Origin of the sequence: Candidatus Francisella endociliophora (genome assembly GCF_000764555.1) — a bacterium.
Lineage (GTDB): Bacteria > Pseudomonadota > Gammaproteobacteria > Francisellales > Francisellaceae > Francisella > Francisella endociliophora.
In genome coordinates this window covers 1,935,115-1,947,021 of the sequence record NZ_CP009574.1, presented here as the reverse complement: position 1 = coordinate 1,947,021, position 11,907 = coordinate 1,935,115, and the positions used below count along the sequence as shown (strand labels likewise).

Sequence of the window (11,907 nt, the reverse complement as noted above, 5' to 3'; positions counted from 1 at the left end):
GTATGAAAAAACCAACTTATCTAAATTCCACTAAACTAGATATTCAATGGATATTTACTTTATTTGGCACTGCTATTGGAGCTGGACTTCTTTATCTACCAGTCCAAGCAGGTGATAGTGGATTTTGGGCATTGGCAACTGTTATGATTTTTGCTCTACCATTAACCTACTATTCACATAAAAATATGTCAAATATCGTCTTATCAGCTGATGATGGTGGTATTACAGATGTCTTTACACATAATCTAGGAAAAATCTTTGGATTAGTATGTGTAGTTCTATACTTCTTTGCTATATTTTTAAATATGCCAATGTACTCTATTGGTTTAAATAGTGAACTTAGTAACTTTCTTATAAATTATAATTTAGTAAAAACAGACCTATCTACTAGCGTATGGTTTAGCTTTAGTATACTAGTAATACTTATGACAGTTGTATCATTAGGTATGAATATTATACTTAAATTTATGCAACTCATTGTTATCTTTCTAATTCTATTAGTATTGATACTAACTATATATATCATACCAGACTGGAATTATAAGTTTGTAACTGATAGTCACTTTGAATTTACAAGCTATATAATAGGTGTGCTAATGGTATTACCAATACTTGTACTATCTATGAACCACTCACCTGTAATCTCAAGTTTAGTTATATTTTATAGAGATTACGTAAAAATAGAACGTTCTGAAGAAAAAGCAAAAATATATAAAATCTTACAAATCAATGCACTAATATTATTTATATTTGTATTGCTTTTTGTAACTTCATGTTTGCTTAGTACAACAGTGGAGGATTTAAATAGAGCAAGTGCAAACAACCTATCCATAGTTACACTAATACAAGAGCAGCATCCAAGTATTCTACTCAACATATTAGCTCCAATGATAGTTTTTACAGCGATTATTAGCTCTTTTATTGGTTGCTATATTGGCTCAATAGAAGCTTTAAGATACTTATTCAGATACTTCTTTAAAGAAGTTTGTAAAATACATATTTCAGATTCTTTAATAAGTAAAGCATGTATTTTCATTATATTTATAGTTTTATGGATATGTACAATTGCTAACTTCAAAATCTTAGATATCATCGGTATTTTAGTGGCTCCTACAGTAGCATTTCTTCTATATGTACTACCTGTAATAATTATATATAAAAATATAAAGTGCAAAAACTATAGAAGAGTTATTTTAGATTCTATCTTATTAATAATGGGACTAGTTATTATATTTGGATACTTGATTGGACTGTTAATTAAATAGAGTTTTAGCTACCAAAATACCAATTAGCAAAATCTAAATCATCTTTAGTTGTTATTTTAATATTTTTTCTTGATCCCTCTACGACTATAGGATTTATTCCATAAAGTTCTAGTGCTGAAGCTTCATCTGTAATTCTATCAGTTAAGTCATTTGTAAAGCAAAAATCCAATGCTTCTTTCAATTGACCATATCTAGATAGTTGTGGGGTTTGTGCAAGCCAAACATCATTACGGTTAATTGTCTTTGTGATAATATTTTTAGCAGCTACTTTTTTGACAGTTTCAAAAGCTTTAATTGCCAAAATTCCAGCTTGAGAATGCGATAATTTAGCAGCTTCATAAAGCTCTAAAATATCATCTATTAACACACAAGGTCTTGCAGCATCATGAACAAAAACCCAATCTTTAGAATCATAGTTTTTTATTGCATGAAGAGCATTATGGACGCTATTAAACCTAGTCGCACCACCAATACAAGTTTGCACTTTTGGACTATCAAAATAAATAGAGTCTTGCCAAAAAGCATCCTTACAGCTAATTGCTATAATAACCTTATCAAAAAAAGAATTTTCGACAAACTTCTCTAATGTATTATCAAGAATAGTTTTACCATTGGCTAGCTTACAATACTGCTTAGGGACATCAAGCCCTAACCGACTACCTATACCTGCAGCAGGAATAATCACATATTTATTTGACACTATAGAAAACCTCACCTTGCTTAATCAACCCCATATTCTCACGAGCTAAACTTTCAAGAACTTCACTATTTTTACGTAATGAAACTACTTCTGAGTATAGTTGAGCATTTGTTTGAGATTTTTGTCTCACTTCTTCTGATTGCTTCGCAACAGCGCTTTTTAATGTTTTATATTTAATAAGCCCTGTACTACTAAACCATAGATCATATTGTAATATAGCAATAAGCAATAGAACTGCAGAGATAAAAATATAGAAAAAAGAATTAGATTTTGTATTCATGAATAATGATTATTCTTCGACTTGAACTACGACTTTTTCCGTTTCGCTCTCTTCTACAACAATTTCTTGAGCTTCATCAGCTTGCTCTTCTTCAGAACTAAACACAAATGCCTTAACACCTGGATAAATAGCATTTTCACCAAGTTCTTCTTCGATTCTTAATAACTGATTATACTTAGCTATACGATCAGACCTTGATAATGAGCCAGTCTTAATTTGACCTGCACAGGTTGCAACAGCTAAATCAGCAATAATTGTATCAGAAGTTTCACCAGAACGATGAGATACAACACAAGTATAGCCTGCTTGACCAGCCATAGCCATAGCTTCAAAAGTTTCTGTTAAAGACCCTATTTGATTTAACTTGATTAGAATAGAGTTAGCTACACCTTTTTCGATGCCTTTTGCAAGAATGCTTGGGTTAGTAACAAACAGATCATCACCAACTAACTGAACTTTCTTACCAAGTTTTTCAGTCATTAACTTCCAACCATCCCAATCTTCTTCAGCCATACCATCTTCGATAGATACGATAGGGTATTTCTCAACCCATTTAGCAAAGTATTCAACCATTTCTGCTGATGTTAAAGACTTACCTTCAGAAGCTAATTCATATTTACCATCTTTGTAGTACTCACTACTTGCAGGATCTAATGCAATAAACACATGCTTACCAGGCTCATATCCAGCTTCTTTAACAGCTTTTAAAATAGCTTCTACAGCAGCTTCATTTGATGGTAAATCTGGAGCATAGCCACCTTCATCACCAACACCTGCTACACTATAGCCATCAGCTACTAATACTTTTTTAAGAGTATGGAATACTTCTGTACCACATCTTAGAGCATCAGAAAAATTATCAAAACCAGCTGGTACAATCATGAACTCCTGCATATCTACATTGTTATCTGCATGTGAACCACCATTGATTACATTCATCATTGGTACTGGCATTAAATATTCTTTAACATCCATTAAATAACGATAGAATGGCTTTCTAAGCTGAGAAGCTGCTGCTCTAGCTGTAGCTAAAGAAACACCTAATATAGCATTTGCACCAAGATTCTTTTTGTTTTCAGTGCCATCTAAATCAATCATAGTTTTATCAACTAATCTTTGATCTAAAGCATCTAAACCTTTCACTGCTTGTGCAATCTTTGTATTTACATTTTCAACTGCTTTATAAACACTTTTACCAAGAAAAATGTCTTTTTTTCCATCTCTTAACTCTAAAGCTTCTCTAATACCAGTAGAAGCACCAGAAGGTACCGCTGCTCTACCAAAAGCACCACTTTCTAAAACAACATCTACTTCAACTGTAGGGTTACCACGAGAATCCAATATTTGTCTAGCATGAACTTGACTTATTTGTGATGACATAATTATAAACTCCTTTAGATAAATTAAGTCTGTCTTGAATTTTTTCGAACTTCTGTAATTATAAGCTAGCTTAGTATGCTTTGCAATTAATAAACCATCGAATAATGTTACTCTCCAAGCTTATCTGAAACGACCTCCTGTGCCTCACTAAATCCAACACTCTCTGGAGTAACTGCTGTAAATGCAACAGTATCTGTAGCAGACTCTCTATATTGAAGTCGATAAACTGTATATATGCTTAATAGTACAGATATTACACCTGTTATTACAAAAAATCCAAAAGGCCCTACAACTGCCATGAAATTTGAAAGTATAATTGGCCCTAGAACAGACCCAACTCCATAAGCAATAGTAATAACACCAATTGCTCCAAGTATTTCATTCTCTTCTAAAAAGTCACTAGCATGAGATATTGATAAGGGGTATATCACAAATGCACAGCCGCCAAAAAAGAAAATGATAAAAGCAAAGAATACTGGAGATTTGTGGAATAGCATTGCTAGTAAAGAAGTAGCCACAATACCAACTGCTGCTAATAATATAACTTTTCTACGATCAATAATATCTGATAATTTACCCATTGGGATTTGTAATAACATACCACCTAAAATAGTTACCATCATTAAAAATGAAATCAAATCATGAGTACTTTCAACCCTAACTAAGAAGATCGGCAGTATAGTATACACCGAGCCAAGAGTTGCTCCTCCAACTGCTGCTGCAACTATAGCTAATGGTACTTTTTGTATAATTTTTTTAGGAGAACAGACCTCTTCTGAGTGTGGTGCTGGAGCAATAGTTTTTGTAAATGCCATTAACACTATAGCAATACTACATAAAGATGAAATAAAGCAGTAAGCAAGAAGAGTTTCACTAAAGTGAACATTTATCATAAGCTGTGAAAGTGCTTGTGTACCATAGTATACAAAGAGATAAATAGAAAAAACAAATCCTCTATTTTTTTTCTCAGAAGATAGGATACACCAACTTTCAATAATTAAAAATAAAGCAGCTAAAGCATAACCACACGCAAACCTAAATATGATCCATATGGTAACTCCTTTAAAGACTCCCAGAAGCATTGTGCTAATAGCCATCATCGATGCAAATAAAACAAACGCACGTATATAACCAACTCGCATAATAGTAAATTGCGAAAAATATGATCCTGTAGTCATCCCTAAAAAATAAGCCGCGGATATTATTCCGATCATAAAATTCGATCTACCAAGACTGTTTAATTCAATAGATGAAAAAGTTGTAAAATACCCGTTACCAAATGATAGAACGCACATTGCAACAATTGGAGTAAGAATTAGAAATAGAGTTTGTCTAACAGTCATAACTTGATTTGAATTAGGTAGGCTAATAACTGCAAATTATATAGCAAGGATCATATTAAGTTAAGAAGTTTATAAGAAAGTTTTTTAATCGTCCTTTTTAAGTTTTAGCCAATTAATATAACCATATATTGCATTACAAAGATAAATTAACCACATCACTAAAAATGCTATCCCTTGACCAGTACCAAATAGATATTGTTGCAACCAAATAATAGTAGAAAGAGAATTAATAATTATCCATAAAACCCACTGTTCGATATAAGCATTGACCATCAGGATAATTGCAACAACGGCAACAACTCCTGTTAGCGAATCAGCAAATAAGCCAACTTGCTGATTAAAAACTCCTTTCAAAATTATCAACCCATACAATGTAGCAACAACTATTATACCTACACTAAGTTTTAGTCTCTGGCTACCAGTTAAGACTCTAGTGATAATATCATTGTTTTCATTTGTACGTTGTGGCTTTGTCCAAGTATGCATGCCATAAAACTGCATAGGAAAATAAAAACACAAAAACAATAGAAATTGTCCATAAATACCTTGACTATAACAAACATAAGCATATGTAAGATTATTTATAAGTCCAAAGAAAAAATTTAAAACCTTTCCCTTAGCTATCAGTAAAATTGTAGTAATACCTGTAACTGTAGCTACTATCGTTAGCACTACCTGCTGTTGAGCAGTATAAGCGCTTATAAACAACATTGTTAATGTCGCAGTCACAAACCATACAATCTCTAAAGTAGACCAGCCATTAAAAATATTAGTTAGTCTAATATTTCTAAAACCTTTGAAGTAAGTAGTTAACTGAGAGATAAAATTCTTAAATATGTTCAATGTTTTAAACCCCTATTAAATAGCCACAAGCTCCATAGCCCCATAAATACCAGCCTGATCACCAAGTTTGGCTAATTTAAAATCGCATTCTGCAAATATATCTGCAAAAGAATTTCTCATAGCTGCCCTTTTAATTAAAGGCAAGTACTGCTCGCCTATTGCTTCCATAACTCCACCTCCTAAGATAACCATAGATGGGTTAATCATATTAAGAGAACTTCCAAGCCCTGCACCTAGATATTCCATAGCCTCACTGAGAATATCTTTTGCTATTTCATCATTGTCTTCAAGTGCTTTTTTAATATGGCTACTTTTCAGCTTGCCATCATTCTCAACTACTAGATCAATAAGGGTACTTGAGATTCTTTTTTTAGCAAGATTTTCTATTTTCTTTTCAATACCCACTTTACCTGCATAAGCTTCTAGACAACCTTGTGAACCACAACCTGGACAATATGCTCCTCCTTGTTTGATAACAGTATGACCAAGTTCTGCTGCCAAACCACTATTCCCAGTATAAAGCTTACCGTTTAATACCAAGCCACCACCAATACCAGTGCCAACAAAAGCACCAACGATATCATCACAACCTACTCCTGCGCCATACTTAGCTTCACCTAAGATACCAACATTTACATCATTATCAACTTCTGCTAAGACTTTATATTTTTCTTCAAGAATTTTTTTTAGATTAACACCATTGATATTGATATTAACACTTCTGCGCACTACTGATGTTTTTTTATCAATAAGTCCAGCAACACCTATACCGATTCCCTTTAAACTTTTTCCTGTAGAAATATCCACAGTTAGTTTATCAATAACTTTAAACAACTGTCCTAAAACAACTTCAGTTACATCTTTTGCTTTTGATTTAACTTTCGCAGTTGCTACTAGCTTTTTATTTTCATCAAATAGTCCAGCAGCCATATTAGAGCCGCCAATATCAACACCTATATACATTACCAATTTCCTTGTAGTCTATTAAATGCTATATCCATAGCTCCATATACACCTGAATTATCGCCTAGAGTTGCGATCTTTAATTCACAAGCATCTAACATAGTTTTAAAAGCATATTTTGAGCAAGACTGATAAATCACATCTAAATACTCTTGACCTATTGCTTCCATAATTCCACCACCGAACAGAATCATTGATGGATTTAAAAGATTAATATAATTAGCGACAGCAACACCTAAATTTGTCATCGCAATATTTGCAATATCGATAGCTACTGGATCTTTAGCCTCTAAGGCTTTCTTTAAGTGAGACCCTTTTAGTTTGCCATTATTCTCAAGTACAGAATCTATCAGAATGCTTTTAACACCCTTCTTATGCAGATTCATAATTCTATTCTCCATGCCAACTTTACCTGCATAAGTTTCAACACATCCTTGTGAGCCACAACTTCCGCAATATGGGCCTTGGCTATTGATAGTGACATGACCAACTGCACCAGCGCCACCAGTCTCGCCATAGAGAAACTTATCGTGTATTACTAAACCACCACCAATACCAGTACCCGCAAATATACCTACTATATTTTTATGGCCTCTACCGACACCGTATTTCCATTCACCTATAACGCCAACATTAACATCATTCTCAAGAAAAACTGGTACATTATTAAACTTTTGAGTAACTTCTTGAACAATGTTTATCCCATTTAAATTAATATTCGCACTAAAATTTAATACACCTTTTTTTGAATCAACAAAACCTGCTATGCCAATACCTATAGCTTTGATTTTATCTTTATTTGAGTCATCCAAGAGCTTACCAATAACTTTAAAAATCTGACCAAGAACAACATCCGAGTCACTTTTGCCTTTTGACTTAACTTTTGCGGTATTAAGTAAATTTTTCTGCTCATCAAAAATACCAGCTGAAATATTAGTGCCACCAATATCTAAACCTATATACATAAAATTCTCCTAAACTTTTTCAAATACAGCTATTGATTCAACATGCATGGTATGCGGAAACATATCCATTACTCCAGCACTTATAAGTTTATAACCCTTTTCATTAACTAAAATCCCTGCATCTCTAGCTAAGGTAGCGGTATCACACGAAACATAAACTATACGATCAACATTAAATTTTTCGATATTGCTACATACCTCTTGTGCACCTGCTCTTGGCGGATCAAGAAGCATTTTATTATACTCAAAGTTATTGAACCACTCTTTATCTTCAAAGCTTTCAAAAAGATTAGCAGCATAGAATTTGGTGTTTGTAATATTGTTTTTTTGAGAGGTTTCAATAGCTCTTTGAACCATTGTTTGCTCACCCTCAACACCTATTACAGATTTTGCTTTTTGAGAAATTGGCAAAGTGAAATTACCAAGCCCACAAAATAAATCTATAATAGAATCATTTTCTGATATATCTAAAAGCTCAATTGCTCTTTTAATCATTTTTTTATTTATATCATTATTTACCTGAGTAAAATCACTAGGCTCGTAATTAATTTCTATACCTTCAATAGGTTGATAACTTAATTTTGTAGGCTCAACATTTTTTTCTGGATATAATCTAAAGATAGTATCTGGTCCTTTAGATTGTAAATAGACCCAATAGTTATTTTCTTGCCCAAAAGCTCTCAACTTATCAAGATCTTCATTCACAAAAGGCTCAAGATGTCTAACAATAATAGCAGGTTGATGATCATCAATTGCAATCTCAAGTTGAGCTATATGCTTGTATATAGATAAGGTTTCTATAAACTCAGCTATCTGAGTAATCTTTTCACCCACCAATGGATTTAAAACTATACATTTATCAATATCTGCTAAGAATCTACCGTTACGCTCTCTGAAGCCAACTAGTATTTTTTCTTTCTTTGTAACATATCGAACACCAAGACGCGCTTTATTGCGATAGCCTTCTGTATTATTTGTAAGTAACGGTTCTAAAATATTTTGAGGCTGAACCCCATTACCAATATATTTTAATTGATTTAATAAAGTTTGTTGCTTATGTTCTATTTGAGCACCTGTAGACATATGCTGCAAACTACAACCACCGCACATCTCAAAATGAGCACAAGGAGGCTCAACTCTACTTGGAGATTTTTTAATATACTCTACAACTTTACCTTCATCAAATTTAGCTTTTGAAAATGTGTATTCAAATTTAACTATTTCACCTGGTAAAGTAAAAGGTATAAAAGTTGTTTTACCATCAATTTTTGCAATGCCTCTACCATCGTGGCTAAGAGATATAATTTCAGCATCAAAGATACCCTCTTTGAGCTTTCTTCTTCTAGATCGTCCCATAAATAATTTAACTGAAAAATATTAAGATAATTGTATTTAATTAGCCATTCAAATACAACTTAAAGAATAACTTATGAAGCCTATTTTATATTATTCAAAATCCATTGCTAAACCATCATATTTAGCGATATGTCCAGGAGCAAACTCTGTAGCACCTGCTTTTGAATGAGAAAAAATCATATCAACTTTTTTATCCTCAATATTTACCCCATCAACGTTGTTAGGATAAATAGCAAAACTCACTTGCCCTAAAGATGAAGATAATAAGGATATCTGACCATCTGCTGGTTTTGTATCTAGAGGTTTAGTTGGTCCATAAGCTCCTCCAATATTAGCAAAAACATCATACTGAGTATCTTTTGTATCAGTATTAGTAGGTACAAAAATAAACATATTTGAGCCTTTCATTGTTGGTGCACCAAAACCAGCAGCAAACCAACCACTACCATCTTTTGACCAATCTTTTGTTTTATCTTTATCTAGATCAACTTTTAATGTTGCACAAATATGATCTTCATATTTAAAGTATAAAAAAGTCATATCTTGCATATCTATTGTTTTAACTTGCTGACCTGTTGGACAAATATTATCATTATTTGTTGCAACTTCTTGAGTAGACTGCTGTGCAACAGCTTGAGTATCAGTTTGTTGTGATTCCGTATCACTTGAGTTTGAGCTGCTGCAGCTAACTAATAATGAACCAAACAAAACTGCTAATGATATTGGTAAAACTTTTCTCATAATTTTCTCCTATAGTTTTGAAAACCTATCAGAAAAAGTCTAGCACAGTTTTGTGAAGCAGTGATAACAATATTAGAAACAAAAAAGGCGGTATAAAACCGCCTTTTCGTATCGTGGTGGGTGCAGAGGGGTTCGAACCCCCGACCCTCGCCTTGTAAGGGCGATGCTCTCCCAGCTGAGCTATGCACCCGATAGGAAAGTATTATATATTAGCATTAGATAATGTCAATTAGTTTCGCTCATATTTTTGATATTTTTAGCCTATCACTTGCTCAACACCGATAACATCAGCAATACGAGATAAGTTTGCTAAACTAGCATCATGTGCTTCTTGCGTAGCTGCATTACAGGCATCAGCAACTACTGTAACTTTATAATCACGGTCATGTAATTCTCTAACAGTCGATTCAACAACAAAACTTGTCGACACACCGCATATAACAACATGCTCAATATTGTTATATTTTAAAATAGCTTCAAGATCTGTACCATAAAGAGCGCTTACACGATGTTTTGTGATAATTATGTCCTGATCTTGAACATCCATATCAGCATGAAACTGCGTTGCCCAAGTATCTAACTTTAAAACACCATATTCTGGAGCTTGCTTAAACATTGGAGATACTTTTGAGCATTCATTATAGCTTTTACTAAAGCCAACTTTTACATGTGCAATTTGAACATTATTTTTTCTCGCCCAAGAAATTAATTGATTCGCTTTTTGTATAGTATTATCATCTTTTATTCTTTGCGCATTATGAGCACCAAAAGCACCCTTCTCATCAACTATTTCATTTATAAAGTCTGCAACAATTAATAAGCTTTTCATATTTACTCCTATTTATAATTTTCTAAGAATTCTTTTCTAAATTCTTCAAACCTTTCTTCTTCTAAGGCTTTACGAATAGCTTTCATCAGGTTTTGATAGTAAGTTAAATTATGGATAGTATTTAATCTTGAGCCCAAAATTTCTTTAGTTTTATCTAAATGATGTAAATAACTCTTAGAGAAATTCTTACAAGTATAACAGTCACAATTAGGATCTAATGGTGAAGTATCTTCTTTATGTTTAGCATTTCTAATTTTAATTACACCTTCTGATGTAAAGATATGACCATTACGAGCATTTCTTGACGGCATCACACAATCAAACATGTCAATACCACGATAAACAGCCTCGACTAAATCTTTTGGTGTACCAACTCCCATTAGATATCTTGGTTTATCTTCTGGCATTTGATGAGCTGTATGATCTAATATTCTAATCATATCCTCTTTTGGTTCTCCTACAGATAATCCACCAATAGCAAACCCATCAAAATCAATTTTCTTTAATGCTGCCAAAGATTCATCTCTTAGATGTTCATACATTCCACCTTGAATAATTCCAAATAATGCTGATGGATTATCCCCATGAGCATCTTTTGATCGTTGAGCCCAACGCATAGATAGCTCCATAGAATCTTTAGCTTCTTTCTCAGTTGCTGGATATGGCGTACACTCATCAAAGCACATTACAATATCAGAACCCAAATCTCTTTGAACTTGCATTGAGATCTCTGGTGATAAAAATACTTTTGAACCATTAATTGGTGATTTAAAAGTTACACCTTCTTCGGTAAGTTTACGCATCTTACCTAAACTAAATACTTGAAATCCTCCAGAGTCTGTCAGAATTGGCTTATCCCAACCATTAAAATCATGTAGTGTGCCATGCTTTTTAATGATATCAGTACCCGGTCTTAGCCATAAATGGAAAGTATTACCTAAGATAATATCTGCACCCATTTCTTTTAACTCAACTGGAGATAATGATTTAACAGCACCATAGGTACCTACAGGCATAAATGCAGGGGTTTGAATATCACCTCTTGGAAAACTAATCTTTCCTCTACGAGCTTTACCTTGTTTTTTAATCAAATCAAACTTCATTACAGTCATAATATAATTAACCTTTCAGAATAAATATTAGTGAATATATTTTTTAAGGTAGTAATCGTATAACAAAGTTATAAAAATAGCTAGCCAAGATATTGCCGAGATAGTATTATCCCTTATAATAGAACAAATA

Annotated in this window: 12 protein-coding genes and 1 tRNA gene; 1 reads left to right on the top strand and 12 read right to left on the bottom strand. The window is 33.0% G+C overall.

All coding sequences use genetic code 11. The annotated features are described in order from the left end of the window. Window positions 1-2 precede the first annotated feature (2 nt). Complete coding sequence (locus QI37_RS09500) at window positions 3-1,265, top strand: amino acid permease (protein ID WP_040010558.1); 1,263 nt, start codon at window positions 3-5, stop codon at window positions 1,263-1,265. A 4-nt stretch (window positions 1,266-1,269) separates the two neighbouring features. Here the strand turns inward: QI37_RS09500 and ispD are convergent, their stop codons facing one another. From ispD to tgt, 12 genes are all read right to left on the bottom strand, one after another. After that, on the bottom strand, window positions 1,270-1,965 hold the full coding sequence (gene ispD / locus QI37_RS09495; RefSeq protein WP_040010557.1) for a 2-C-methyl-D-erythritol 4-phosphate cytidylyltransferase: 696 nt from the start codon (window positions 1,963-1,965) through the stop codon (window positions 1,270-1,272). Beyond that, window positions 1,955-2,245: an FtsB family cell division protein gene (locus tag QI37_RS09490; protein WP_040010556.1), complete on the bottom strand. Its 291-nt coding sequence runs from the start codon at window positions 2,243-2,245 to the stop codon at window positions 1,955-1,957. Before QI37_RS09490 ends, ispD begins: the two co-directional genes overlap by 11 nt. A gap of 9 nt (window positions 2,246-2,254) precedes the next feature. Then, entirely contained in the window at window positions 2,255-3,625 is a 1,371-nt protein-coding gene (gene eno, locus QI37_RS09485) for a phosphopyruvate hydratase (RefSeq protein WP_040010555.1), read from the bottom strand. Window positions 3,626-3,732: 107 nt separating this feature from the next. Further along, window positions 3,733-4,968, bottom strand: a complete 1,236-nt coding sequence (locus QI37_RS09480) for an MFS transporter (protein WP_040010554.1) — start codon at window positions 4,966-4,968, stop codon at window positions 3,733-3,735. Window positions 4,969-5,052: 84 nt separating this feature from the next. Further along, entirely contained in the window at window positions 5,053-5,811 is a 759-nt protein-coding gene (gene pnuC / locus QI37_RS09475) for a nicotinamide riboside transporter PnuC (RefSeq protein ID WP_040010553.1), read from the bottom strand. A 15-nt stretch (window positions 5,812-5,826) separates the two neighbouring features. Continuing rightward, the gene (locus QI37_RS09470) at window positions 5,827-6,774 is read right to left on the bottom strand and encodes an ROK family protein (protein WP_040010552.1); all 948 of its coding nucleotides are present in this window, start codon (window positions 6,772-6,774) and stop codon (window positions 5,827-5,829) included. Then, a complete protein-coding gene (locus QI37_RS09465; RefSeq protein WP_040010551.1) occupies window positions 6,774-7,739 on the bottom strand; it encodes an ROK family protein in 966 nt (321 codons plus the stop codon). The genes QI37_RS09470 and QI37_RS09465 overlap by 1 nt, the downstream gene beginning before the upstream one ends. A gap of 9 nt (window positions 7,740-7,748) precedes the next feature. Then, window positions 7,749-9,095 (bottom strand): 23S rRNA (uracil(1939)-C(5))-methyltransferase RlmD, encoded by a 1,347-nt coding sequence (gene rlmD, locus QI37_RS09460; protein WP_040010550.1) that lies wholly within the window; start codon window positions 9,093-9,095, stop codon window positions 7,749-7,751. A 90-nt stretch (window positions 9,096-9,185) separates the two neighbouring features. Continuing rightward, the gene (locus QI37_RS09455) at window positions 9,186-9,836 is read right to left on the bottom strand and encodes a hypothetical protein (protein WP_040010549.1); all 651 of its coding nucleotides are present in this window, start codon (window positions 9,834-9,836) and stop codon (window positions 9,186-9,188) included. A 114-nt stretch (window positions 9,837-9,950) separates the two neighbouring features. Then, a tRNA-Val gene (locus tag QI37_RS09450) sits at window positions 9,951-10,026 on the bottom strand. A 66-nt stretch (window positions 10,027-10,092) separates the two neighbouring features. After that, on the bottom strand, window positions 10,093-10,665 hold the full coding sequence (locus QI37_RS09445; protein ID WP_040010548.1) for a cysteine hydrolase family protein: 573 nt from the start codon (window positions 10,663-10,665) through the stop codon (window positions 10,093-10,095). A gap of 8 nt (window positions 10,666-10,673) precedes the next feature. Then, entirely contained in the window at window positions 10,674-11,777 is a 1,104-nt protein-coding gene (gene tgt, locus QI37_RS09440) for a tRNA guanosine(34) transglycosylase Tgt (RefSeq protein WP_040010547.1), read from the bottom strand. Window positions 11,778-11,907: the final 130 nt, after the last annotated feature.